Source organism: Aeromonas sp. TECH754 (assembly GCF_056279295.1).
On record NZ_JBWBRA010000001.1, the window covers coordinates 2,734,695 to 2,758,794 of the forward strand.

21 protein-coding genes are annotated in these 24,100 nt (G+C 62.1%); 15 read left to right on the plus strand and 6 right to left on the minus strand.

What is annotated here, in order from left to right; genetic code table 11:
• Positions 1-42: 42 nt before the first annotated feature.
• Positions 43-804: a fimbria/pilus periplasmic chaperone gene (locus ACZ9IL_RS12255; RefSeq protein WP_476003759.1), complete on the minus strand. Its 762-nt coding sequence runs from the start codon at positions 802-804 to the stop codon at positions 43-45.
• Positions 805-814: 10 nt separating this feature from the next.
• Positions 815-1,357 (minus strand): fimbrial protein, encoded by a 543-nt coding sequence (locus ACZ9IL_RS12260; protein ID WP_476003760.1) that lies wholly within the window; start codon positions 1,355-1,357, stop codon positions 815-817.
• A gap of 259 nt (positions 1,358-1,616) precedes the next feature.
• Between ACZ9IL_RS12260 and ACZ9IL_RS12265 the strand changes: the two genes are divergently transcribed.
• Positions 1,617-2,447 carry a peptidoglycan DD-metalloendopeptidase family protein gene (locus tag ACZ9IL_RS12265; protein WP_476003761.1) on the plus strand — a complete coding sequence of 277 codons (831 nt, stop codon included), beginning with the start codon at positions 1,617-1,619 and terminating at the stop codon, positions 2,445-2,447.
• Between the two features lie 83 nt (positions 2,448-2,530).
• On the opposite strand, the gene ACZ9IL_RS12270 is transcribed toward ACZ9IL_RS12265, so the two are convergent.
• Positions 2,531-3,868, minus strand: coding sequence for an MATE family efflux transporter (locus ACZ9IL_RS12270; protein WP_476003762.1), 1,338 nt, complete (start codon positions 3,866-3,868; stop codon positions 2,531-2,533).
• 155 nt (positions 3,869-4,023) lie between these two features.
• On the opposite strand from ACZ9IL_RS12270, the gene mscM reads away from it, so the two are divergent.
• From mscM to ACZ9IL_RS12315, 9 genes are all read left to right on the plus strand, one after another.
• Positions 4,024-7,293 (plus strand): miniconductance mechanosensitive channel MscM, encoded by a 3,270-nt coding sequence (mscM, locus tag ACZ9IL_RS12275; protein WP_476003763.1) that lies wholly within the window; start codon positions 4,024-4,026, stop codon positions 7,291-7,293.
• A gap of 35 nt (positions 7,294-7,328) precedes the next feature.
• The gene (locus tag ACZ9IL_RS12280; protein WP_476003764.1) at positions 7,329-8,006 is read left to right on the plus strand and encodes a glycerophosphodiester phosphodiesterase; all 678 of its coding nucleotides are present in this window, start codon (positions 7,329-7,331) and stop codon (positions 8,004-8,006) included.
• Positions 8,007-8,164: 158 nt separating this feature from the next.
• A complete protein-coding gene (locus ACZ9IL_RS12285) occupies positions 8,165-10,042 on the plus strand; it encodes a methyl-accepting chemotaxis protein (RefSeq protein WP_476003765.1) in 1,878 nt (625 codons plus the stop codon).
• Between the two features lie 514 nt (positions 10,043-10,556).
• On the plus strand, positions 10,557-12,341 hold the full coding sequence (gene frdA, locus ACZ9IL_RS12290) for a fumarate reductase (quinol) flavoprotein subunit (RefSeq protein ID WP_476003766.1): 1,785 nt from the start codon (positions 10,557-10,559) through the stop codon (positions 12,339-12,341).
• Positions 12,334-13,068 (plus strand): succinate dehydrogenase/fumarate reductase iron-sulfur subunit, encoded by a 735-nt coding sequence (locus ACZ9IL_RS12295; RefSeq protein WP_033130991.1) that lies wholly within the window; start codon positions 12,334-12,336, stop codon positions 13,066-13,068. Before frdA ends, ACZ9IL_RS12295 begins: the two co-directional genes overlap by 8 nt.
• Positions 13,069-13,084: 16 nt before the next feature.
• Positions 13,085-13,483, plus strand: a complete 399-nt coding sequence (locus tag ACZ9IL_RS12300; protein ID WP_042643997.1) for a fumarate reductase subunit C — start codon at positions 13,085-13,087, stop codon at positions 13,481-13,483.
• An 11-nt stretch (positions 13,484-13,494) separates the two neighbouring features.
• The gene (gene frdD / locus ACZ9IL_RS12305; RefSeq protein ID WP_025326128.1) at positions 13,495-13,851 is read left to right on the plus strand and encodes a fumarate reductase subunit FrdD; all 357 of its coding nucleotides are present in this window, start codon (positions 13,495-13,497) and stop codon (positions 13,849-13,851) included.
• Between the two features lie 263 nt (positions 13,852-14,114).
• Positions 14,115-14,846, plus strand: a complete 732-nt coding sequence (locus ACZ9IL_RS12310) for a nucleoside recognition domain-containing protein (RefSeq protein ID WP_476003767.1) — start codon at positions 14,115-14,117, stop codon at positions 14,844-14,846.
• Positions 14,843-15,310 (plus strand): YjiG family protein, encoded by a 468-nt coding sequence (locus ACZ9IL_RS12315; protein WP_476003768.1) that lies wholly within the window; start codon positions 14,843-14,845, stop codon positions 15,308-15,310. Before ACZ9IL_RS12310 ends, ACZ9IL_RS12315 begins: the two co-directional genes overlap by 4 nt.
• Before the next feature lie 213 nt (positions 15,311-15,523).
• Here the strand turns inward: ACZ9IL_RS12315 and ACZ9IL_RS12320 are convergent, their stop codons facing one another.
• Together ACZ9IL_RS12320 and ACZ9IL_RS12325 are read right to left on the minus strand one after the other, a co-directional pair.
• Positions 15,524-16,735, minus strand: a complete 1,212-nt coding sequence (locus ACZ9IL_RS12320; RefSeq protein WP_476005349.1) for a winged helix-turn-helix domain-containing protein — start codon at positions 16,733-16,735, stop codon at positions 15,524-15,526.
• A gap of 65 nt (positions 16,736-16,800) precedes the next feature.
• Entirely contained in the window at positions 16,801-17,442 is a 642-nt protein-coding gene (locus tag ACZ9IL_RS12325) for a class I SAM-dependent methyltransferase (RefSeq protein WP_476003769.1), read from the minus strand.
• 223 nt (positions 17,443-17,665) lie between these two features.
• Between ACZ9IL_RS12325 and ACZ9IL_RS12330 the strand changes: the two genes are divergently transcribed.
• The 3 genes from ACZ9IL_RS12330 to ACZ9IL_RS12340 all read left to right on the plus strand — a co-directional run bounded on the left by ACZ9IL_RS12330 (position 17,666) and on the right by ACZ9IL_RS12340 (position 20,742).
• Positions 17,666-18,484 (plus strand): SDR family oxidoreductase, encoded by an 819-nt coding sequence (locus tag ACZ9IL_RS12330; protein WP_476003770.1) that lies wholly within the window; start codon positions 17,666-17,668, stop codon positions 18,482-18,484.
• An 87-nt stretch (positions 18,485-18,571) separates the two neighbouring features.
• A complete protein-coding gene (locus tag ACZ9IL_RS12335; RefSeq protein ID WP_476003771.1) occupies positions 18,572-19,288 on the plus strand; it encodes a response regulator in 717 nt (238 codons plus the stop codon).
• Complete coding sequence (locus tag ACZ9IL_RS12340) at positions 19,285-20,742, plus strand: ATP-binding protein (RefSeq protein ID WP_476003772.1); 1,458 nt, start codon at positions 19,285-19,287, stop codon at positions 20,740-20,742. The genes ACZ9IL_RS12335 and ACZ9IL_RS12340 overlap by 4 nt, the downstream gene beginning before the upstream one ends.
• Positions 20,743-20,804: 62 nt before the next feature.
• On the opposite strand, the gene rloA3 is transcribed toward ACZ9IL_RS12340, so the two are convergent.
• Positions 20,805-21,320 (minus strand): retropepsin-like aspartic peptidase RloA3, encoded by a 516-nt coding sequence (gene rloA3 / locus ACZ9IL_RS12345; protein WP_476003773.1) that lies wholly within the window; start codon positions 21,318-21,320, stop codon positions 20,805-20,807.
• Positions 21,321-21,724: 404 nt separating this feature from the next.
• On the opposite strand from rloA3, the gene ACZ9IL_RS12350 reads away from it, so the two are divergent.
• The gene (locus tag ACZ9IL_RS12350; protein ID WP_476003774.1) at positions 21,725-22,768 is read left to right on the plus strand and encodes a GMP reductase; all 1,044 of its coding nucleotides are present in this window, start codon (positions 21,725-21,727) and stop codon (positions 22,766-22,768) included.
• Between the two features lie 108 nt (positions 22,769-22,876).
• Positions 22,877-24,064, plus strand: a complete 1,188-nt coding sequence (earP, locus tag ACZ9IL_RS12355) for an elongation factor P maturation arginine rhamnosyltransferase EarP (protein WP_476003775.1) — start codon at positions 22,877-22,879, stop codon at positions 24,062-24,064.
• The last annotated feature ends 36 nt before the right edge of the window (positions 24,065-24,100 follow it).

Consider the following 24,100-nt stretch of genomic DNA (forward strand, 5'->3'; position numbering starts at 1 on the left):
CAGGGAGAATCGGCTTGGCCATCCTGCTCCCGCACCAAGGGATCAGTTGAAGACGAATCGGCCCACCTCGCGGGCACCATAGTCATTGAGCCAATAGAAGGTCACCGCCTTGGCATGCACAGTGCCGGACAGGCGATCGACGGGAAAATCGAAGCTGCCACCTGGCGCCACCATGCCACCACTGAGGTTGTTGTAGCGCCTCGTCTGAGCCGTCTGCAATTCCAGATTGCTGATGCTGACGTGATAGAGGCTCGGGTTGCTGGCGCGCAGTGCATAGCCTTCCCCTTGTCTGACGAGACGCCAGCTCAGGTGATGGGCAGAATCTTCAATATTGCCTGCCAACCCTTCAGGCCGGTAAAACAGCTTGATCCTTGAGCGAAAGGCGAGCTGAACCAGATTCTGACTCGCCTCGGCGGACTTGGCGCTGGGCGGGACTTCCAGCACATTCAACCAAAATACCGACTCGCGATCCTGAGGCAGCCCCTGCCCAACATAGGCGAGACGCAGCGACTGCCCGCGCTGAGCCTCGATGCGAGTGATGGGGGGGGTGATCAGGAAGGGAACCGCCTCGGCGCCCGGCCGGATGCGGCGGTCACCGGAATCAATCCATACTTGAACCAACGAGGGCGTGTTGCCCTTGTTGATCAGCTCCAGCGTGACCTCACGGGCGGCGGCAGGATAGATAACCCGGGTCCCCGATATCTGGACATAACCCCAGGCCTGCCAGGGAAGAAGGAACAACAAACAACAGAGCGCACGGCACCATGCCGTCCCGTCACGCTCCCGGATGCAAGGCAGGCTCATGGAGCGACTCTCAGTGATAATCCAGCGAATAGATGAGATCAGCCGAGACCAGACCGGCTCCGACGGCGCCTGTGGCGACATACTGGGCACTGTAGTAGAGGGTGGCCGTCCCGGTGCCGCTGAAATTGACCAGAGAGTTGTTGGTGTTGGTGCGCAGGTCGATGGGGCTGCTGTTGGCCGAGAGGATCTGTACCTCCACATTCTGGGCCGGATTCTTGCCCCCCGCGGACACGGCCTTGTTGGTCAGGTTGCCCGTTGCCTGGGCCACCCCAACATTCTCGAAATAGGCCCGCACAGATCCCGTTACCGGGCAGCCGGTCAGCGCGAGGTTGAACCCCGTCGCCCCCGCGGTCTGGCCGATGCTGGTCAACGCATTGGTACTGACGGTCGGCAGGGTCACGATGGCCGATGCGGTGCCGCCATTGACGGCGATGGCACAGGTGCCGGCGGTCACTTCCCCGTTGATGGTAATAGTGCCGTTGAAGGCGGCAACGGGAACCGATACCAGCCCGCCCATGGCGAGTGCGAGCATTAAGAGAGCGTTCGTCTTCATCACAACCTCCATTTACCCTGATGCCGCCGGCGACCGCCACCTTCCCTGCCAGCGCTTATATCCCTGCTGTCACAATGGGCTTCATTCAACAACCAATTTTCTAGTGACACATTAGTAAATAGCACAGACTGGTGAAGCTTGCTCACCGTCGGATAACATCTTTGGCCGGCCCCCTTGTCCAAGGTGACGGACAGCCCGGCGGGAATGTGGCATCATTTTCGCTCTTTATCTCATCCCCCTGTTATTCGATGGAGCCGTCATGCGTCGCCTGTATTTTCTCATCCTGCTGCTGGGCAGCACTTCGATCTATGCCGCCGAGCCCGGCTTCATCAGCCGGCTGCTCAATCACCCCGTCCCCGGCGGCGTCGCAGTCGTCTCCCTGGGGGATGAGGCGCAAGCCCCCAGCGTCCGCTATCAGGACAAGCCCGTACTGGTCGTCAGAGAGGAAGGCCGCCACTGGATAGCCATCGTCGGCATCCCGCTCAAGAGCGCAACCGGCCCTCACCACCTCAAGCTTGGCGATGGCCGGCAACTCGACTTCGTGGTGCAACCCAAGCACTACCGCGAACAGCGCATCAAGTTGAAGAACGGCCGCCAAGTCAATCCGCTGGCCGAAGACATGGTGCGCATCAATCGCGAGCTGGCGGAGCAGACCAAGGCCTATCAGATCTTCAGCCCCACCCAACCCAGCAATCTGCTGTTCGACAAACCGGTCAACGGCCCCCTCTCCAGCCCGTTCGGTCTGCGCCGCTTCTTCAATGGCGAGGAGCGCAACCCCCACTCAGGTCTGGACTTCGCGGTCGGGGCCGGCACCCCCATCAAGGCACCGGCGGCGGGCAAGGTGATCCTCATCGGCAACTATTTCTTCAACGGCAACACGGTATTCGTCGATCACGGCCAGGGGCTGATCAGCATGTTCTGCCACATGTCGAAAGTGGACGTGAAGCTGGGGCAAAGCCTGCCCCGTGGCGGTATCGTCGGCCGGGTCGGCGCCACCGGCCGTGCCACCGGTCCCCACATGCACTGGAACGTCAGCCTCAACGACGCCCGGGTCGATCCCGCCATCTTCATCGGGGCCTTCAAGCCCTGAGACGAGTCTCGAATCACAAATGCAGAAGAGGCAGCCTTGGCTGCCTCTTCTTTTTTTATCTGCTGGTGAGCCAGAGTCTGCGGCTAGCCCGCGATGGCGTGCAGCCTGGCTTCCTTGCGCATGGCCCGCCACATCACCAACACCAGCACTGTGCTGCAAGTCGGCAACGCCAGCCAGACTCCGGCCACCCCCCACTGGGATGAGAAGCCCCACAGGAAGCCGCCGATCAGCACCAGCTTGCCGCCGGTGAGCAGAGAGGCGATGCGGGCCCGGTTGATGGCCTGGAAGTAGGTGGCCCCCACCAGCAGCAAGCCCTCCATCGGCAGACCCCAGAAGTAGAGCCAGATGCCGAGACTCGCCACCGGCAGCAGGGCCGCGTTGTCCCCTGCAAACAGATAAACCACTGCCTCCGGCCACAGATAGAGCGGGATCATGCCACACAGCGCCACCAACATGGTCACTCCTAACGCCAGGTTGCGCACCCGCAGCACCCGCTGCCAGTTACCCGCCCCGGCGTTGAAGCTGGCGATGGGCTGGATGCCCATCGCGATCCCCTCGAAGATGAGATAGAAGAAGGCCTCGCTGTAGCTGATCACCCCGTAAGCGGCCACGTGCAGCGAGCTGCCCACCGCCAACAGCGCCTTGTTGTGCAGCGCCAGCACCACGGAGAGATAGAGGTACATCAGGAAGCTCGACACCCCGAGTCGCAGGGTCTCCCCCATCAGCCGCCAGTCCGGCACCAGGGTATCCCAGCGAATGCGCAGCTGGCTGCGGGGGGTGAAGAAGTGCCACAGGCAGAGGCCGCCGGTCACCGCCTGGGAGAGCATGGTGGCAATCGCCGCCCCCGCCAGTCCCCAGGGGATCACCACCATCAGCAGGTAGTCGAGCAAGACGTTGAGCACGCCGCCGCCCACCAGGATCCAGGTGGTCAAACCGGGTCGCCCGTCGTTGCGCAGCAGGGCGGTGAACGCCATGGAGAGCACCGCAAAGGTTCCGAGCCAGGCATACCACTGCAGATAGGCCATGCCGGCGCTGAAGATCTCTCCTTCCGCCCCGATCCAGGCCAGCATGGCATCGCCGTAGCGAATGCCGATGAAGGCGAGCACGGCCGAGGCGAGGAGCACCATCAGCAGTGCATTGCCGACGATATGGCGCGCCTTCCCCTGCTCCCCCCTGCCGAGGTAGAAGGAGGCGAGCGACGAGGAGCCCATGCCGATCAAGGCCCCCACCGCATAGAGCACGGCGCAGATGGGATAAGCCAGCATCATGCCCGCCAGCCCATCTTGCCCCAGGATATGGCCGATGAAGATGCCGTCGATGGTCACATAGACGCCGGTGACCAGCATGGCGGCCACCGTCGGCGAGACATAGCGCAGGAAGAGGCGAGAGAGGGGAGCCGTGCCCAAATCGAGGGAAGACATAAGATACTCTGTGACAGGGGAAACGAGCGGAATAATAGCCAAACAAGGCCCTGTTCGCCCGTCATTTATGTTGTGAATCATTACTCTGGAAGCCTTTACCCGCCCAGGTCCCTGCTTTAGGCTAGGGCCACTTCTCATGAACGGAAACGTGCGCCATGTTGCAACGCCTGCTCTGTCTGATGCTCTGTCTCAGCCTGCTCCCCTTCTCCTTTGCCCAGGCCGACGATGCCATCACTCAGGTTGAGGAGTTGCTGCAGAGCGTACCCAAGACGGACAGCCCGGAGAATCAGCAGTTGCGGGAGAGTTACCAGCAGGCGCTGCAGTATGCCCGGGACGCCCAGCGCTACCGGGAGCAGGGCAAGGCCTATCAGCAGATCCTCATCGACTACCCCAAGGAGTCCGCCCGCCTCAAGGAGAGCCTGCACAACTACCAACCCCAGCCGCGCCCGCCCCTCTCCTCCCTGAAAGAAGAGGCACTGCACCAGGCCATCAGCCTGAGCAGCAACCGCCAGCTCAACCTGCGCAAGGAGCGCCAGGCCGTCACCGATAGCCTCAGCCAGCTGGAGAGCACCGGCCAGGAGTATCACCTGCGGGTCGACGAGTTGCGCAAGCAGTTGCAGCAGACCCGCACCCAGCTCGATCGCCTCAGCTTCAGCAACGAATCGGATCGCCTGCAGGAAGCCCAGCAACTGGCGGCTCGCCTCAAGGAGCAGAGCCTGTCGGACAGGGTCCAGATGCTGGAGCTGGAACAGCTCTCCGCCCAGCAGCGCAACGATCTGGGCAAGCTGAGGCTGCAAGAGCTCAGCCTCGCCATCACCGATGAAGACGAGTGGCAGGCCAGCCTGCTCGCCCAGCAGAACCAGCTGCGGCGGGAGAAGACCGAGCAGGCGCTGGCCGAGAGCGAACGGCTGCGCAAGCAGCTCACCTCGGATCTGCCGCTGCTGCAGGAGCAACAGCAACAGAACCAGGCCCTCTCCATCCAACTCGGCGCGCTGGAGGATCAGATAGAGCGGGTCCAGGACGAGCAGCGCGGGGTCGACAAATCCCTGTCCGGCTTGAACGATCTGATCAACTCGGTACGCGAGCAGCTGGAATGGTTGCAGATAAGCAACGCCTACGGCGAGAACCTGCGCAGCAAGCTCGCCGACTTGCCCGCCTACTTCCCGCTGGATAAGCTGGAGTCCGCCATCGTCAAGGCGCGCATGGCGAAATACCAGTACGAAACCGAGCAGGATGCCCTCAAGGATCCCGTCCAGATGCGCGACAGCCTGCTGGACGGCGTGACTCTGGACAGGGCCCAGCGCGCCGTGCTCGACAACCTGCTCAAGGCCAGACGCCAGCTGCTGACCCGCCTCAACGAGGCCTCCGATACCCTGATCCAGGAGCAGACCCGCCTCAAGCTGATCTACAGCCGCCAGAACAGCAAGATCGACGAGATCCGCGAGATAAGCGCGAGCCACCTGTTCTGGATGCCGGACGTGCGCCCCTTGAGCCCCGCCGTGCTGCTCGGCGTCCCCGCCGCGCTGGGGCTGGCGCTCGATCCCGCCAACTGGCTGCAACTGCCCAAGGCCATCGCCGAGAACAGCCCCATGAGCCTGACCCTGGCCGGGCTCGGCCTGCTGGTGCTGGCCTGGTGCTGGCTCAAGCTGGGCCGCCATCTGACGGAATACAGCACCTACATAGCCCCCCGTATCGGCAAGGTGACCCAGGACAAGTTCAGCCTCACCAGCCGGCTGCTGATGCGCTCCCTGCTGGCTGCCCTGCCGCTGCCCGCCATGGTGCTGATGCTCCACGGCCTGCTGGATGGCGCCTGGCAATATCCGTTCGCGGTGGCGGTCGCCCGCGGCCTCGGCGAGATCTGGTTCCTGCTGCTGGCCCTGCTGGTCGCCCGCCATCTGACCCTGGACAAGGGGATCCTGATCCTGCATTTTCGCTGGCAAAAAGAGCGGGTGCAGCGGGTGTGGAGCCAGTTTCGGACCCTGCTGCTGGTGCTGATCCCCAGCTTCTTCGTGCAGGGCATGGCCAACAGCTATCAGGAGCACGCCTTCTACGACTCCCTCGGCCGGCTGGCCTTCATCGTCGGCGCGCTCTGGCTGCTGCTGTTCTTCGCTCGCCTCAACCGGGAGCGGCTGCCGCTCACCTGGGGACAGGCCGACATGAGCAAGCCCCACCTGCTGCACCACTTCATCTGGAACAGCCTGATGCTGGCGCCCCTCTTGGCGGTGCTGGGCACCCTGTTCGGCTACTTCTATACCTCCCGCACCCTGCTGCGCCAGCTGGAGCTGAGCCTGCTGATGGGGCTCGGCTGCCTGCTCGTCTACTATCTGGCGCGGCGCTGGATGCTGATCCAGCGCCGCCGGCTGGCCTTCGATCGCGCCAAGAGCAAGCGGGCCGAGATGTTGGCCCAGCGAGAGAGGGACGAGGATGATCTGAGCTCCGAGATCCCCGATGTGGTGGAGGAGCCCGAGCTGGATCTGGACACCATCAGCGCCCAGTCCCTCGGGCTGGTGCGCACCCTGCTGATGCTGGGCTTCACCATGCTGGTGGTGGTGCAATGGTCGGATCTCAACTCCGCCTTCAGCTTCCTCAGCAGCATCGAGGTGTGGCAGGTGAGCAGCAAGGTGGCCGGCATAGAGCAGCTCTCCGCCATCACCTTGCAGGATCTGATGCTGACCGTCTTCGTCTTCATCCTGACCGTGGTCACCGCCCGCAACCTGCCGGGGCTGATGGAGCTCACCCTGCTCCAGCACCTGAGCCTCTCCCCGGGTACCGGCTTCGCACTCACCACCGTCAGCAAATACTTGGTGCTGTTGATCGGCGCCCTCACCGGCTTCTCCATGCTCGGCATCGACTGGTCCAAGACCCAGTGGCTGGTGGCGGCGCTCTCGGTGGGGCTCGGCTTTGGCCTGCAGGAGATCTTCGCGAACTTCGTCTCCGGCCTCATCATCCTGTTCGAGAAGCCGATCCGGCTCGGCGACACCGTCACCATCCGCGATCTGACCGGCACCGTCACCAAGATCAAGACGCGCGCCACCACTATCGTGGACTGGGACCGGAAGGAGATCATCGTCCCCAACAAGGCCTTCATCACCGAGCAGTTCATCAACTGGTCCCTGTCCGATGCCATCACCAGGGTCAAGCTGCGCATTCGCATCGGCCTGACCCAGGAGCCCAGGCGGGTACAACAGTTGCTGGAGCAGTGCGTGCAGGAGTCCACTCTGGTGCTGGATACCCCGACCCCGGAGGTGTTCCTCATCGAGTTCACCGACTCGGCGCTCATCTACGAGATCCGCCTCTACGTCAACAACATGGATCACCGGATGCCGATCACCCACGAGGTGCACTCGCTGATCCTGGAGAAACTTCATCAGCTCGGCATGCATCTGCCCCATCAACAGATCGATATCAGGATGAGCCGGGGCTAAACCAGCGCTAACCACAGGCAACACAGGAGCCCATCATGCAGATCATTGCCCATCGCGGGGCCAGCGGGCTGGCACCGGAGAACACCCTCAAGGCGATGGCGCTGGCCATCGAACTCGGAGTCAGCGCCATCGAGCTCGATGTGCAGTGGGCCGACGGCGAGCTCTGGGTATTCCACGACCGGCGGCTGGAGCGCTGTACCAATGGCCGCGGGGTGCTCAGCGCACAATCCCGCGCCTATCTCGAGAGCCTGGATGCCGGCCAAGGGGAGTCCATTCCGACCCTGTGGCAGGTGATGACGCTGATTGCGGGGCGCTGCGAGCTGCACATCGAGCTCAAGGGAGCCAATACCGCCGAGCAGGTCGCGGCGCTGACCCGGCGCGCCGAGGCCGAGCTCGGTTTCACCCCGGCGCAGTGGGTCATCTCCTCCTTCCACCACCTCGAGCTCGCGCGCTTCGCCCGGTTGCGGCCAAAGTTGCGCCTCGGCGCCCTGACCGCCAGTCTGCCGCTTGCAAAGGCGCAGTTCGCCGAACAGCTCGGCGCCTGGTCGCTCAATTGCGATGTGGATTTTGTCGATGCCGAGCTGGTGGCGGATGCACATCGGCGAGGACTGAGCATATTGGTCTACACCGTCGATGAACCGAGTGACGCAGACACACTCAGGGCCATGGGTGTCGATGGGATATTTACCAACCGACCAGATCGATTCAGCTGAGTATCTACGCGGCCTGGCAGGCCATCAGGAGGCAAAAAAGATCGGGAAATTCATGCGCATCGGGATACATAAAGTCCAATTCAAGCCGATATAAAATTGGCTCATAACAATAACAGACCACACCCAGATCTCAGATTGACGCTAACAAGGATGTACACATGAATCTATCCATCAAGAACAAGCTCGTACTCGCCATCGGGGCCATCATTCTGGTCATCACCGGTTTGCAGGTCTGGTACAACACCTCCCAGCTGCGCAGCGAAACCCAACGACTGATCTGGAGCTTCATCGACGACAGCTCCGCCTCCAACGTGAGGGGGATCTCCCGCTGGCTGGACGCCCGCATCAATCTGGTCACCACCACCAAGGAGTCTTTCGCCAAGGAAGATGAACCCATCAGCCACCTGGCCCAGTCCATGAACGCAGGCAACTTCGATCTGGTCTATGTGGGCACCAAGGATGGGCGGATGATCCAGAGCAAGCCCACCGACTTGCCCGCTGGCTATGATCCGCGCCAGCGCCCCTGGTACAAGGACGCCATGGCGGCCGGCAAGCTCGCCATTACCCCCCCCTACGCCGACGCTGCCTCGGGCAACCTCATCATCACCATCGCCGAGCCCTTCACCCGCGGCAACACCGAAGGGGTGATCGCCGGTGACGTCTCCATCGACGGTCTGGTACGCGATGTGCTGGCCATGAACTCCGAGGGAACCTACGCCATCCTGGTGGACAGCAACGGCACCATCATCGCTCACCCGGACAAGGCGCTGACCCTCAAGCTGGCCACCGCCCTCTCCCCCGCGCTGACCGCGGCCAAGGTCAACGAGCTGGCCCATGACCACACCATCTCCGAGCTGGAGATCAGCGGCAAGGCCAGCGTGTTCGATCTCACCGAGATCCCCAACACCAACTGGTACTTCGGCATAGTGGTGGACGAGGCGGTCGCCTACCAATCCGTCTCCCGCATGGTCACCTCCGCCCTGCTGCAGGGGCTGCTGACCATCCTCATCGTCGCGGGCTTCTCCTACGTGGCCATCAACGGCTCGCTGGCACCGCTCAAGACGCTGGGTGAGGCCATCGCGGATCTCTCCCGTGGCAACGGCGACCTGACCCGCCGCATCAAGATCGAGCGGGAAGACGAGGTCGGTGCCGTCGCCCAGCACGTCAACACCTTCATCGCGCGCATCCACGCGATGGTGCAGGACATCTCCAACTCCTCCGGACAGCTCAACCAGCAGGCCAGGTCCTCCCACGACATGGCGGAGAAATCCAACCAGGGACTGGCTCGCCAGCAGAACGAGATCTCCCAGATAGCGACCGCGGTGCACGAGATGTCCGCCACCGCGGTGGAGGTGGCCAGCAACGCCGAGCAGACCGCGGAGGCGGCCCGCAGCTCCTCCAGCAGCTGTGAGCACGGCAAGCAGGTGATCGCCCGCAACCAGCGCTCCATCACGGATCTCGCCACTCAGGTGAAGCAGGCCTCCGGCATCATCCAGGAGCTGGAGAAGAACGCCCAGGAGATCAACACCATCCTCTCCACCATCCAGGGCATCGCCGAGCAGACCAACCTGCTGGCGCTGAACGCCGCCATCGAAGCGGCCCGCGCCGGTGAACAGGGCCGCGGCTTCGCGGTGGTGGCCGACGAGGTGCGGGTGCTGTCCCAGCGCACCCACAGCTCCACCGTCGAGATCCGCAGCATGATAGAGACCCTGCAGCGCAACACCCAGGGCGCCGTCAGCACCATGCACGAGGGTCAGCTGCTGGCCCAGAACAGCGTGGAAGATGCAAACGATGCCACTCAGGCGCTGGAGCAGATCACCACCTCCATCAACCAGATCTCCGACATGGCGACCCAGATCTCCAGCGCCGCCGAGGAGCAGCGGGCGGTGACCGACGAGGTCAGCCGCAACATCCAGGCGGTCAAGGATGTCTCCGACGAGCTGGCGGTGGATGCCGATAGCTCCCGTAATCTGTCGGCTCAACTTAAAAATATTTCAGGTGAGCTGAACAATCAGGTGGGCATGTTCCGCATCTGAGAACATCACGACAAGGGGCCATCCAGGCCCCTTTTTTTCGTAAAAACCCTTTTGTTTCAGTAGTTATTACCCGACGACCATCCCGCTCATTTTTGTGATCGGCCTCTCCATTCAGGTCACATACAGCCTGCCATTGCCTCAACTCCACTATATTCGCATTACTTTTTTGAAGTCTTTTTACGAGTAAAAGACATGAGAATAATTATTATTAAATAATTTTGATAAAAAACTTAAAAACTTTATGGGTAATACCTAAAAAGAGAGGCATTTCTCATTTTTTTGAAAGAAAACTACATATAATCTTGGGGTTAAAATAACCATAGCAATGATTACGGCTGATCCGGATGACTGATGGATGGCGATAATGACGGCGTTTTTATCCAAGGAATGGGGTGGTTACAGTAAAAACCACCATTGCCACGCACTAAAACAAACCAGTTTGACTTGCATCAAGCCTGAATTTTTTTAATCGAGCAAAATCGTGCCCAGCAAATCTATCCCTAAGGAGGCAGATGTGGATATTATCAAGACCGATGTCGCCATCATCGGTGCCGGTGGTGGTGGCCTGCGTGCCGCTATCGCCATAGCAGAGGCCCACCCTGAGCTTGAGATCGCCCTGATCTCCAAGGTCTATCCGATGCGCAGCCATACCGTGGCCGCAGAAGGTGGCGCCGCCGGCGTCGTCCGTGACGATGACTCCCTCGAAAACCACTTCAACGACACCGTGTCCGGTGGCGACTGGTTGTGTGAACAGGACGTGGTGGACTACTTCGTCAACAACGCCACCAAGGAGATGGTCCAGCTCGAGCATTGGGGCTGCCCCTGGAGCCGCAAGCCGGACGGCAAGGCCAACGTACGCGCCTTCGGCGGGATGAAGATCCCCCGTACCTGGTTCGCGGCCGACAAGTCCGGTTTCCACATCCTGCACACCCTGTTCCAGACCTCCATCAAGTACCCGAGCATCAAGCGCTTCGACGAGCACTTCTGCATGGACTTGATCGTCGAAGATGGCCGCGTCCAAGGCGTGCTGACCTTCGATATCCAGAACGGCATCACCCGCTTCATCCAGGCCAAGTCCGTCATTCTGGCCACCGGTGGCGCCGGTCGCGTCTATCGCTACAACACCAACGGTGGCATCGTCACCGGTGACGGCATGGCGCTGGCCTACCGCCACGGCGTGCCCCTGCGCGACATGGAATTCGTCCAGTATCACCCGACCGGCCTGCCGGGCACCGGCATCCTGATGACCGAAGGTTGTCGTGGTGAGGGTGGCATCCTGCTCAACAAGGATGGCTACCGCTACCTGCAAGACTATGGCCTCGGCCCGGAAACCCCGGTCGGCGCGCCCAAGAACAAACACATGGAGCTGGGTCCGCGCGATCGCCTCTCCCAAGCATTCTGGCAGGAGCAGCAGAAAGGCCGCGTGATCCAGGGCCCGATGGGCGACGTGGTTCACCTCGACCTGCGCCACCTCGGCGAGAAGTACCTGAAAGAGCGCCTGCCCTTCATCTGCGAGCTGGCCAAGGCCTACGTGGGTGTGGATCCGGTGAAAGAGCCGATCCCAGTACGTCCGACCGCCCACTACACCATGGGTGGCATCGAGACCAACGGCCAGTGCGCCACCCGCATGCCGGGTCTGTATGCCCTGGGCGAGTGCGCCTCCGTCGGTCTGCACGGCGCCAACCGTCTGGGCTCCAACTCCCTGTCCGAGATCGTGGTATTTGGCAAGGTAGCGGGCGAGCACGCCGGTGAATTCGCCAAGACCCAAGCCCACGGCGATACCGCCGCGCTGGCCGCCAAGGCCGAGGCCTTGATCAAGCAGCACCTCTCCTTGCTCGACATCGACGGCACCGAAAACCCGGCCGATATCCGCAACGAATTGGGCATGTCCATGGAAGCCGGGGTCGGTATCTACCGTACCGAAGAGCTGATGCAAGGCACCATCGACAAGATCAACGAGCTGAAAGCCCGTTACAAGAAGGTCAAGATCAACGACAAGTCCTCGGTCTTCAACACCGATCTGCTGTACGCCATCGAACTGGGCTACATGCTGGACGTGGCCGAAGCCATGGCGCACTCCGCCATCAACCGCAAAGAGTCTCGTGGTTCCCACCAGCGTCTCGACGGTTATGAGGATCGCGACGACGTGAACTTCCTCAAGCACACCCTCTCCTTCTACAACCAGGAAGGCGTCCCGACCATCGATTACTCCGATGTGAAGATCACTAAATCCCAACCGGCAAAACGTGTGTACGGTTCCGAGGGTGAGAAACAAGACGAGGCTAAGAAGAATGGCTGAGATGATCGAAATTGAGATCCTGCGCTACCGACCGGAGCAGGACAACGAACCCTGGATGCAGACCTTCCAGGTCCCTTACCTGAAAGAGATGTCCCTGCTGGACGCGCTGCAGTACATCAAGGATCAGCTGGACTCCACCCTGAGCTTCCGCTGGTCCTGCCGGATGGCGATCTGCGGCTCCTGCGGCATGATGGTCAACGGCATTCCGAAGCTGGGCTGCAAGACCTTCCTGCGCGACTACCTGCCGGGCAAGATGAAGATCGAGCCGCTCAACAACTTCCCGATCGAGCGCGATCTGGTGGTCGACATGTCCGACTTCATCGAGAAGCTGGAGAGCATCAAGCCCTACATCATCCCGTCTGAGCCGCGCAACCTGTGCGACGGCGAGTACATCCAGACCCCGGCTGACATGGCTAAGTATCACCAGTTCTCCATGTGCATCAACTGTGGTCTGTGCTACGCCGCCTGCCCGCAGTACGGCATCAACAAGAAGTTCACCGGTCCTGCGGCACTGGCGCTGGCCTATCGCTACAACGCCGACAACCGCGATGGCGCGTCCAAAGAGCGGATGAAGATCCTCAGCCAGGACGAAGGCGTCTGGGGCTGTACCTTCGTGGGCTACTGTTCCGACGTCTGTCCCAAGGGCGTGGATCCGGCCGCCGCCATCCAGCTTGGCAAGGTCGAGAGCGCCAAGGACTACATGATCGCCATGTTCAAGCCGGATTGAGACCAGGAGTGAGACCATGAACAACACCAATAGCAAACGTAAGCCCTACGTGCGCGAAATGAAGAAAGACTGGTGGCTGAAGAACGCCTTCTACACCGGTTACATGATCCGCGAAGGCACCAGTATCTTCGTCTCCATCTACGCCGTGGTGCTGATGTGGGGGCTGATGCGCCTGGTCCAGGGCCAGGAGGCATTCAACGGCTGGCTGGAATCCCTGCAAAGCCCGGTCGCCATCCTGTTCCACGTCATCGCGCTGGCCGCCTGCCTGTTCCACGCCAAGACCTGGTTCGCCCTGGCCCCCAAGGCCATGCGCATCTTCCGGGGTGAAGACCTGGTGCCGGAGAAGCCGATCGTCATCGCCCAGTACGTGGCACTGGCGGTGGTATCCCTGCTGATCCTGATCATCGTGGCTTGAGGAGATTAATGATGAGACGTTCTGACGAGCCCATTTACTGGGGATTGTTTGGTGCCGGTGGCATGGTGGTTGCCATGTTGCTGCCGGTGATTGTCCTCATTACCGGTCTGCTGGTGCCCATGGGCATCATGGACGTGGAGACCATGAGCTACGAGCGCGTGCTCGCCTTCGCCAGCTCCTGGTGGGGTGCCTGCATCCTGCTGGTGATCATCGCCCTGCCCATCTGGCACGGCATGCACCGCATCTACCACGGCCTGCACGACTTGGGGATCCACACCACCAAGCTGCACCACTATGTGTTCTATGGCTTCGCCTTCCTGGTGTCCGCCATCACCGTCGGCCTGCTGATGGTGCTGGTTCTCCAGTAATAGCTGGTAACCGACTGACACGATAAAACCGGGCCCTGTGCCCGGTTTTTTTATCCCGCCTCCCCGGTGTGGCGGCCCCGGCCATCGCCCTTCAATAAAACCCGCATTGGCAGATAAATGCGCCAAGAAAGACAAGATCAGCATCACAAAACACCACTAAAGTGGTAGTTGTCAGCTCTGCGTATTGACCCCCATCAATTTAATGACAAGCATATCAACCATAATCAGCATTGATTAAATAATTCCCCATACGGAGCTAGATCATGACTGATAAAACCCGCTCGGTGACACTTGGCAGTTACCTGGCACTGGCTTTCGCCATCGTCTTCTTTTCGGGACTGTTGCAGTCCGATCAGTGGTATGGGGTCTTCGACTTCACCACCCTGAACGGATCCTTCGGCACCATGGTGCAGAGCGTCAGCGACAGCGGTGAGGGCATCAAGACCGCCATGACCGACATGCGCGGCAAGGGCGGCAACGGCGCCCGCGACGGTTTCCTGTTCGCCCTGACCCTGATCCCCACGGTGATGTTTGCCCTCGGCATGATCAACGTGCTGGAACACTATGGCGCGCTGGACGCGGCCCGCAAGCTGCTGACTCCACTGCTGCGGCCACTGATGGGGGTGCCGGGCAATACCGGTCTGGCCCTGATCGCCTCCCTGCAAAGCACCGATGCGGGGGCCGCCATGACCCGTCAGCTCAAGGATGAAAACCTCATCACCCAGCGTGAGACCGATGTCTTCACCATGTTCCAGTTCTCCGCCGGCGCCACCATAGTCAACTTCTTCTCCTCCGGCGCCGTGCTCTTCACCCTCACCCTGGCGGACGGCTCCCCGGCGGTCAGCTCCTCCATCGGATTGGCGGTGGTCGTGATGTTTGTCTTCAAGTTTGTCGGCGCCAACCTGTTTCGCCTCTACCTCAAGCTGATCGACGGCAAGACGACCGACACCCCTGCCAGCAGCACGCCCTCCACCCGCCAGGAGCAAGTCAAATGAGCCACGCCAACATCAAGAAACCCATCGTCACCGATATCTTCGTCGAAGGTGCCAAGAAGGGCTGGGTGATCGCCACCACCTCCACCGTCCCCAACGTGCTGATGGCCTTCGTCATCATCAAGGCCTTGCAGATCACCGGCGCCCTCGACGCCATGGGCACCATTTTTGCTCCCATCATGGCCATCTTCGGCCTGCCGGGCGAGGCTGCCGCCGTGCTGATCGGTGCCTGGATGTCCATGGGCGGCGCGGTCGGGGTAGTGATCACCCTGTTCGATCAGGGCATCCTGAACGGCACCCAGATCGCCATCCTGGCCCCCGCCATCTATCTGATGGGTTCCCAGGTGCAGTACGTGGGCCGGATCCTCGGCTGTATCGGCACCGAGGGGCGCTACATCCCGGTGATGATCGCCATCTCGGTGCTCAATGCCTTCCTGGCCATGCTGGTGATGAACCTCATCGTCTGAATGCCTTTCCTTTTGCCGTGCACGGCGCACCGCGAAGTGGGCGATGACGTTTTCACCCCATGACTATCTGGCCGAGCTGGCCAGCATAGCGCCGCGAATAGGGCTGCTGCAGGGATTGGCTCGACGGACAACCCGCACAGGCTAATTCGCACCGGTAAAAAAATGACCGGCCCGTGACAACGGGTCGATCATTTTTTGGGGCTCAATATTTTATCATTCACGCCACAGCGCCAGCAGGGGCGCGGGAATGGCGCCGTATTGCAGGGTCGGCGTCTGGTGCCAATCCGCCAGCCGCTGGATGGCCTTGCCCAGATCCTGGGCCAGGATATTGGTCACCCTGACTCCCACCTCCAGATAGAGGCTCTTTATCTCGAATATTCCCTGCTGGCGATGGGCCTTGGCATCCATCCTGCCCACCAGCTTGCCACGGTGCAGCAAGGGCAGCACGAAATAGCCGTATTGGCGCTTGGGAGCCGGGGTGTAGCACTCGATGCGGTAGTCAAAACCGAACAGCTCGCTAGCCCGCTTGCGATCCCACACCAGGGGATCGAAGGGTGACAGCACGGCGCTGTGGGTCGCCTTGAGGGAAGCGGCCTGCGCCTGCACCAGCTCATCGGCCAAAGAGGCGTGCACGAAGGCACCGTGCTGCCAGCCCTCGACCCGCACCGGCAGCAGCTCCCCCTCGTCCGCCAGCTGATGCAGCAGGGCATCGTATTTGCCGCGGCGCAGGCGATAGTAGTCGGCCACCCAGCCGGTCTTGACCAGCCCGAGCGCCCGGCAACTGGCACGCACCATGTCCCTCTGCGCCTGCTCCGGGCTCGGCAAGTCCCGCCCGTCGTCCCAGTCCGGGCGCACCCGCTCGGCGAGATCGTAGACGCGCTGGAAGTTGCGCCGCTCGCGCACCATCAGCTGGCCCGCGGTGAACAGCACCTCCAGGTGACGCTTCTCGGGTTTCCAGTCCCACCAGCCGTTGCCCTTCTCCCCCTTGCGTTCGAAATCGGCGGCGCGCACCGGGCCGTGCTCGCGGATCCGCTCGATGATCTGGCCTATCTCCTGCTGATGGGTCGCGAGCCAGTGGGCCGAAAACTTCCACCCCATGGCGGCAGGATCCAGCATCCGGTGGCGCAGCAGCCGGTAGTCCTCGCGGGGGACGAAGCAAGCCTCGTGGGCCCAGTATTCGAAAATGTCTCCCCCTGCCAGCAACTGCTCCAGCCAGAGCGGATCGTACTGGCCGAGCCGGCTGAACAGCACCAGGTAGGGGCTGCGCGCCACCACCTGGATGGTGTCTATCTGCAGCAGCGCCATGCGCTGGATACAGGCCAGCACGTCGGCCGGCCGCGCCTTGCGTCTGGGGGGCGTCAGCAGGCCCTGGGCCGCGAGTTGCAGATGACGGGCGTCTTGCAGGGAGAGATGAGGGATCGACATGGCAAACCACTCCTTGGTGTGGGTCATCAGCATGCCCAATTCATCGCCAAATGAAAACGGCTGACTCAGGGTTTGGTGATGACGACCACATCGGCGTGGGGGAAGCTGACCTCCGCCTGCCAGCGCTCTCCCAGGGCGCGAAACGAGGCCTCGGCGAAGAACACTATGTGAGTCGGATCGTGGCGATAACGCCAGTTGGTGAAGCGATCGTCACCGAGCACCCGCTGAGTCTGCAACACCAGCAGACCGCCGGGCTTGAGGCAGGCCCAGAGGCGGTCCAAGGCCTCTTTGGGGTCGGCGATATGCTCGATCACCTCGGTGCTGGTGATGAAATCGTATTGCTGCATCAACAGTTCGGGGACATCGGCATAGAACTTGTCGTAGCCCGCCATCTCATAGCCCGCCTCCCGCCCCATGGCGATCAGCGCAGGACCGGGGCCACAGCCAAAATCGAGGCCGCTGGCCGGGGGCGACACCCGGGTGAGCACCTCGCCGAAGGCGCGCATCAGGAAACGGCGATAGCCGGGATCGTCCACCCTGTTGTCGTGATCGTCGTAGACCGCCTTCTCCGCCTCGGCATCCAGGTGATCCGCCGCGTCCAGCCAGACCAGCTCGCAACCGAGACAGCGACGGTAATGCTTGCCGGCAACGGGCAGAGCATAGCTTTGAGGGTGATCGCAGAGCGGGCAGCTGGGTGAGGAGGACATGAGGAGTCTCGCGATGAACGAATGCCCGGCAGGGTGCCTGCCCTGCCGGTCGCTGGCAAGGGATTTTGGCTCCACCTGTTCGACCGGTCGCCATGGACGACAATCCCTTTCTTAAGAGTTCCTTAAGCCTCGTCCCTTATGCTGGCGAGTAACGGGTGCGGATCGGCGGCCCTGGCCGGATTGCGCCTCCTCTCGGTCTGCTCCTGGGGATAGACATCTCATCATGAAACTGCAAGGAAAACGCGTGCTGCTCACCGGTGCCAGCGGCGGGATAGGCGAAGCTTTGGCCCAAGAGCTGGCGGCGCAGGGCGCACACCTGTTGCTGCAAGGGCGCAAGGCCGCCGCCCTGGAGCGGCTGCGCAAAGAACTGACTCATTCCGATCGGCACCAGATAGTGATCGCCGATCTCGGCTCGGCGTCCGAGCGGGCCCGCCTGCTGCAACACCCGATGCTGGACGAGGGGCTGGATGTGCTGATCAACAACGCCGCCACCAACCAGTTCGCCTGGCTGGAGGATCAGAGTGCGGAGCAGGTCGAGCGTCAGCTGCGCCTCAACATCGAGGCCCCCATCCAACTCACCCGCGCCCTGCTGCCGAGGATGCGCAAACCCGCCGTCATCATGAACATCGGCGCCAATCTGGGAGCCGTCGGCCACCCTGGTTACAGCGTCTATTGCGCCAGCAAGTTTGCCCTGCACGGTTTTAGCGAGGCCCTCGGCCGTGAGCTGGAAGGCTCCGGCGTCAGGGTGCTCCACTTCGCCCCGCGCACCACCCGCACCCGACTGGACTCCGAGGCGGCCTACGCCATGAATGTGGCGCTCGGCACCCCCATCGACAGCCCCTATGCGGTGGCCGAATCCGCCATCATCGCGCTGTGCAACGAGACCCGCCGCCGCTGGCTCGGCTGGCCACAGGCGATGATGGTGCGCCTCAATGCCCTCTGTCCCTGGCTGGTCGATCGGTTGCTGGCCCGCCAGCAAGCGGTCATCGAACGCTATGCTCGCCACGGACAGCCCGGCACCACCGGCCACAACGCCAAGTGATGAGTGCCATCCTTCACCTTCGTTGATGTAAACTGGAGCCGCCGGCCGGTCTGATGGCGGCGATCTGATGGATGGAGAACGACAAGCATGCGGATCCTGTTGGTAGAGGATGATGTGATGTTGGGGGATGGCATGCAAGATGCCCTTCGCCACAGCGGTTATACCGTGGACTGGTTGCAACAGGGCTTGCCCGCCCTTGCCGCGCTCAAGAGCGATGAATTTGCCGCCATGATCCTGGATCTCAATCTGCCGGACATCGATGGCATCAGCCTGCTGCGCAAGCTGCGCCGGGAGGGGCACACCCTGCCCGTGCTGATCCTCACCGCCCGCGATGCACTCGATGATCGGGTGGTCGGGCTGGATGCAGGCTCCGATGACTACATGGTCAAGCCCTTCGCCCTGCAGGAGCTCAATGCTCGCCTGCGCGCTCTGGTGCGCCGCAGCAAAGGCCAGGCCCAGGCCAGCCTGGAATACGGGGATATCCTGATCCACCCGGACGCCCAGCAGGTCACCTATCGAGGCGACTCGGTCAAGCTCACCCCCCACGAATACAAGCTGTTGCAGGAGCTGGTGAGCCAATGCGGCCGGGTGTTGAGCAAGGAGCAGCTGCAGCAGAGCCTCTATGGCTGGGATGAAGGGGCCGAAAGCAACGCGGTGGAGGTGCACATTCACCACCTGCGCAAGAAATTCTACTCCGAGCTCATCCGCAACATCCGCGGGGTCGGCTACATAGTGCCGCAGATAGAGCAGCCAATTGAGCCGCAGCGCAATGCCCAAGGCACGCAAGGATCACCCCACTCATGACTCGCGTCCGCTCCATCCGTCGCTTCCTGCTCGCCGGGATCCTGGCGCTGGTCAGTGTCAGTCTGGCCGTCAGCGGCTTCATCGGCTATCTCGAGGCGAACCACGAGATGGAAGAGCTGTTCGATGCCCGCCTCGCCCAGTCCGCCCGCATCACCAACCAGCTGCTGCTGGGCTACATGGCGCAACATCAGCGCCTGCCGGCCGGTGGCGCCATCTATGAGGAGTGGGAACAGAATGCCCCCGAGCAGTACCGGGAGGAGCCCGGCCTCAATCTGCTGGCCCGGGATCGGGAGTTCACCCCCTACGGCCACGAGTTCGAGCGCAACCTCTACTTCCAGTTGCTCGACGAGCGGGGCGCCATCCTGCTGCGATCCCCGAGCGCACCGACCCAGCCGCTGACCACCCTGGAGCGCGGCTTCAACAGCGAGATCACCGATCATCACGAGTGGCGTACCTTCACCCTCTACAACGAGGAGCAGCACACCTGGCTCATCGTCGCGGAGCGGGATGACGAGCGCGGCGAGCTCGCCAGCACCATGGCCACCCTGACCATGCTGCCGCTGTTCATCACCCTGCCGTTCCTGCTCGGCCTGCTGTGGTGGCTGGTCTCGACCGGTCTGTCACCCTTGCGCCAGGTCGCCCAGGCCATCAGTGAACGCCATCCCGCCAACCTGAGCCCGCTCGCACTGACTCTCAAGGCCGAGGAGCTGACGCCCATCGTCAACGAGATCAACCGCTTGATGCACACCCTGGCCGACACCATAGAGCGGGAGAAACAATTTACCAACGAGGCGGCCCACGAGCTGCGTACCCCGCTGGCGGTGCTGCGCATTCACAGCGAGAACGTGATGGCGGCCGAGGACGATGCCACTCGGGAGCAGGCGCTGCGCAAGATGCTGCTGGCGCTCGATCGCAGCGATCGCCTGATCCGCCAGCTGCTGACCCAGGCCCGCATCGACAACCAGCAGGCGCCGGCGCTGAACCGGCTGGACTTAAGCCAGTTGCTGCAAGGGACACTGGCCACATTGGCGCCACTCGCCCTCAAGAAGGAGCAACAGCTCTCGCTGGAGGGAGAGGAGCATCTGCAGGTAATGGGGCAAGTCGTGCTGATGGATCTGATGTTCAGCAACCTCATCGACAACGCCCTGCGCTACACCCCGGCTGGCGGCGAGATTGCGGTGGTGATCGTGGCGCAGGGCAACAGGGTCAGGGTGGATATCAGGGACAGTGGCCCCGGCATTCCCACAGCGGCGATGTCGCGCCTCGGTGAGCGCTTCTATCGGGTCAATCCCCAGCAGGGAGATGGAGTGGGGCTCGGCATGGCCATAGTCCGCCGCATCGCCGAGCTGCACGGCGCAGATCTGGACATCCACAACCGGCCCCATGGGGGATTGGAGGTCAGCGTCTGGCTCCCCATCCCCCACCACATAGACGCACCCGCTGCGCCCGCCTGATGTAAAACGGCCCTGCACGGGCCGTTTTACATCGACAGGGAACGCTTGCCGTCGGCACGCCACTACTTGCAGCTGGGTTGCACGGTGAAGGTACGGCTGGAGTCCACCGGCCCCAGCTCCGCCAACAACCGGCGTCCCAACAGCACCGGATAGTTCATGTCGCTGCGATCCCGCAGGGTGAACCACTCCTGATAGACCTTGTTGCCAAGGCAGATGGACATGGTCACCGTGGGTCGCTGCTCCATGCCACCGGCGCCACGCACCGTCACGCTGCGCTCCACCGGCCGCTCCAGGGTCTGGCGCACCTCCTTGTCCGTGTTGGCATCGGTCAGCACCAGGCTGAAGCGCACCCAGGGCTTGCCATCGCGTTTGAAGTGCTGCAAGGATCGCGCATCCAGCGACGAGGTGAGGGCGCCAGTGTCCAGCTTCATCTTCACCGCCACCCGCTTCGCCGACGTCGCATCCGGCATGATCAACCCCTTCTCGATCCAGCCGTAGACGGTCGGGGCGGCCCACGCGCCGGGCGACAGGCAGAGGCTGGCCAGTAACAACCAGCGAAATTGATGTGATCCGGGCACAGTATCTTCCTCATAGGGACGGACCGGCAATGGTCCGCCCTGCCAGAGTGAGCACCACCACTCCGGCTGTCAACTGGCAAAAAACGTGCTGAGGACAAAGTCGTGAACCCGGCAACGACGCGGGTTCGCGGCGCGACAGCGGCTGACAAGGAAGGCATTGAAGCGGGAAACAACCGAGGAGATAGCGTGATGGAAGAGGTGCTGGATGACCCCTGTCGCCACGCTCAGGTTGTGACGCCAAAGGCTAACACAACGATGCGTGAATTATCAGTCTTGTTCTGACGGGATTTTTCCCTAGACTGTTGTAAACCGGAGGCCTTGAAAACCTGCGGTTTTTTTGTGCCTGCCGAAAATTTGCCCACTGCAAAAGTGACGTACCAACAAGGCTCAATAAGGAATTCGTAATGCGTATCGAAGAAGACTTGAAGCTCGGTTTCAAGGATGTCCTGTTCCGCCCCAAGCGCTCTACTCTCAAGAGCCGTTCCCAAGTCAGCCTGACCCGTCAGTTCACCTTCAAGCACACCCAAACCCAATGGCAAGGCATTCCCGTCATCGCCGCCAACATGGACACGGTCGGCAGCTTCGCCATGGCCCGCACCCTGGCCAGCTTCGAGATGATGACGGCGGTACACAAGCACTACAGCCTCGCGCAGTGGCAAACCTTCGTGAACGAAACCGACCCGGCCCTGCTCGGCCAGGTGATGGTCTCTACCGGTACCTCCGAGGAAGACTTCACCAAGACTCGCCAGATCCTCGCCATGTCCGAGGCCCTGCGCTTCATCTGCGTCGACGTGGCCAACGGCTACTCCCAGCACTTCGTCGAGTTCCTGCGCCGGATCCGCGAGGCCTGCCCGAACCACGTCATCCTGGCGGGCAACGTGGTCACCGGCGAGATGGTGGAGGAGCTGATCCTCTCCGGCGCCGACATCGTCAAGGTCGGCATAGGCCCGGGATCTGTCTGTACCACCCGCGTCAAGACCGGGGTCGGCTACCCCCAGCTCTCCGCCATCATAGAGTGCGCCGATGCGGCCCACGGCCTCGGCGGCCAGATCGTCGGTGACGGCGGCTGCACCTGCCCGGGTGACGTGGCGAAAGCCTTCGGCGGTGGCGCCGACTTCGTGATGCTGGGAGGCATGCTGGCGGCCCACGAGGAGTGCGGCGGTGAAGTCGTGGATGTGGACGGCTCCCCCTTCATGAAGTTCTACGGCATGAGCTCATCGAGCGCCATGGACAAGCACGCCGGCGGCGTCGCCGACTACCGCGCCTCCGAGGGGAAAACCGTGCTGCTGCCCTATCGCGGCCCGGTGGAAAATACCGTGCGTGACATCCTCGGTGGCGTGCGCTCTACCTGCACCTACGTCGGCGCCAGCCAGCTGAAAGAGCTGACCAAACGTACCACCTTCATCCGGGTACGCGAGCAGGAAAACAACGTCTACGGCAAGGAATAACGCCGGACGCGCCTCCAGACCGAGGCCCAACCATTAGAAGCCAAATCACCGGTGTGCTACCCTGCCCACCGGTTTTTTTGTCTCTTTTTTCGTAGCTGGTGAACCAATATGACGACCCCTGCCCCCTGCGCCCAACCCGACTTCGACTGGGATATTTTCTGCTGTGTCGTGGACAACTTCGGCGACATCGGCGTCACCTGGCGGCTGGCCCGTCAGCTGGAGCAGGAAGGCCATGGTCGGGTGAGATTGTGGGTGGACGATCTGGCCAGCTTCGCCCGCATCTGCCCGGGGCTGGATCCTGAGCTGGACGGCCAGTGGCAGCAGGGCATCCATATCCAGCGCTGGCAGGGCGACATCGCGCCCGATACGGTCCCGGCCCGGGTCGTCATCGAGGCCTTCGCCTGCGAGCTGCCCGCGTCCTTCGTGCAGCGCATGGCGCAGCAGAACCCGCCCCCTTGCTGGATCAATCTGGAATACCTCAGCGCCGAGGCCTGGGTCGAGGATTGCCACAGCCTCGCCTCCCCGCAACGTCTCGGCAACCAGAGCCTCGACAAATACTTCTTCTTCCCGGGCTTCACCCCCAAGACCGGCGGCCTGCTGTGCGAGCAGGGGCTCATCGCGGCGCGGGAGCAGTGGCAACAGGATGAGGCGGGGCTCGACGCCTGGTGGGCCCGCCTCGGCCTGCCCCCCAAGGCGCAAGACGAGCTGAGGGTGAGTCTGTTTACCTACGAGAGCACGGCCCTTGGCAGCCAGGTGCAGAGCTGGTGCCAGGGCACGACCCCGGTCACCCTGCTGCTGCCGCTGGGCCGCTCGCTGCACGATGTACTGCGCGGCGCCGGGCTGGAGGATGCGATCCCTGCCGCCAAGGCCGGCGATCTACTGCATTCAGGGAGTCTGCGCATCAAGCTGCTGCCGATGACGGATCAGGCCGGTTACGACAGGTTATTGTGGAGCTGCGATCTCAATCTGGTGCGGGGGGAGGACTCCTTCGTGCGGGCCCAGTGGGCGGCCCGCCCCTTCCTGTGGCACATCTACCCCCAGGACGATCTGGCTCACATCGCCAAGCTGGATGACTTCCTCGGCCACTATCTGGCGGCGCTGCCGACCGACGCGGCACTGTGGCTGCGCGCCTTCAGCCACGCCCTCAATCATGGGCACGATGTCCGCGAACTCTGGGCGCAATGGCCGCAATACGCCACTATTTGGCAACAACATGCGCGAAGCTGGTCACAGAAGTTGCTTGCCGACGGGGATCTCGTCACTCGGCTGGTGAAATTTTTAGAAAGCCGTATATAATCTGGCAGTTTTTATCTGCCCGTATACGAACAGGAA

What these genes read in the sequence shown, in the direction of transcription:
- ACZ9IL_RS12280 (WP_476003764.1), top strand. Translation starts at nt 7,329, where the DNA reads ATGCAGATCATTGCCCATCGCGGGGCCAGCGGGCTGGCACCGGAGAAC.
- ACZ9IL_RS12315 (WP_476003768.1), top strand. Translation starts at nt 14,843, where the DNA reads ATGAGCCACGCCAACATCAAGAAACCCATCGTCACCGATATCTTCGTC.
- ACZ9IL_RS12325 (WP_476003769.1), bottom strand. Translation starts at nt 17,442, where the DNA reads ATGTCCTCCTCACCCAGCTGCCCGCTCTGCGATCACCCTCAAAGCTAT.
- ACZ9IL_RS12300 (WP_042643997.1), top strand. Translation starts at nt 13,085, where the DNA reads ATGAACAACACCAATAGCAAACGTAAGCCCTACGTGCGCGAAATGAAG.
- ACZ9IL_RS12265 (WP_476003761.1), top strand. Translation starts at nt 1,617, where the DNA reads ATGCGTCGCCTGTATTTTCTCATCCTGCTGCTGGGCAGCACTTCGATC.
- ACZ9IL_RS12320 (WP_476005349.1), bottom strand. Translation starts at nt 16,735, where the DNA reads ATGTCGATCCCTCATCTCTCCCTGCAAGACGCCCGTCATCTGCAACTC.
- frdD (WP_025326128.1), top strand. Translation starts at nt 13,495, where the DNA reads ATGAGACGTTCTGACGAGCCCATTTACTGGGGATTGTTTGGTGCCGGT.
- ACZ9IL_RS12295 (WP_033130991.1), top strand. Translation starts at nt 12,334, where the DNA reads ATGGCTGAGATGATCGAAATTGAGATCCTGCGCTACCGACCGGAGCAG.
- ACZ9IL_RS12335 (WP_476003771.1), top strand. Translation starts at nt 18,572, where the DNA reads ATGCGGATCCTGTTGGTAGAGGATGATGTGATGTTGGGGGATGGCATG.
- ACZ9IL_RS12260 (WP_476003760.1), bottom strand. Translation starts at nt 1,357, where the DNA reads ATGAAGACGAACGCTCTCTTAATGCTCGCACTCGCCATGGGCGGGCTG.
- mscM (WP_476003763.1), top strand. Translation starts at nt 4,024, where the DNA reads ATGTTGCAACGCCTGCTCTGTCTGATGCTCTGTCTCAGCCTGCTCCCC.
- ACZ9IL_RS12310 (WP_476003767.1), top strand. Translation starts at nt 14,115, where the DNA reads ATGACTGATAAAACCCGCTCGGTGACACTTGGCAGTTACCTGGCACTG.
- ACZ9IL_RS12285 (WP_476003765.1), top strand. Translation starts at nt 8,165, where the DNA reads ATGAATCTATCCATCAAGAACAAGCTCGTACTCGCCATCGGGGCCATC.
- earP (WP_476003775.1), top strand. Translation starts at nt 22,877, where the DNA reads ATGACGACCCCTGCCCCCTGCGCCCAACCCGACTTCGACTGGGATATT.
- ACZ9IL_RS12270 (WP_476003762.1), bottom strand. Translation starts at nt 3,868, where the DNA reads ATGTCTTCCCTCGATTTGGGCACGGCTCCCCTCTCTCGCCTCTTCCTG.
- ACZ9IL_RS12350 (WP_476003774.1), top strand. Translation starts at nt 21,725, where the DNA reads ATGCGTATCGAAGAAGACTTGAAGCTCGGTTTCAAGGATGTCCTGTTC.
- ACZ9IL_RS12340 (WP_476003772.1), top strand. Translation starts at nt 19,285, where the DNA reads ATGACTCGCGTCCGCTCCATCCGTCGCTTCCTGCTCGCCGGGATCCTG.
- ACZ9IL_RS12330 (WP_476003770.1), top strand. Translation starts at nt 17,666, where the DNA reads ATGAAACTGCAAGGAAAACGCGTGCTGCTCACCGGTGCCAGCGGCGGG.
- ACZ9IL_RS12255 (WP_476003759.1), bottom strand. Translation starts at nt 804, where the DNA reads ATGAGCCTGCCTTGCATCCGGGAGCGTGACGGGACGGCATGGTGCCGT.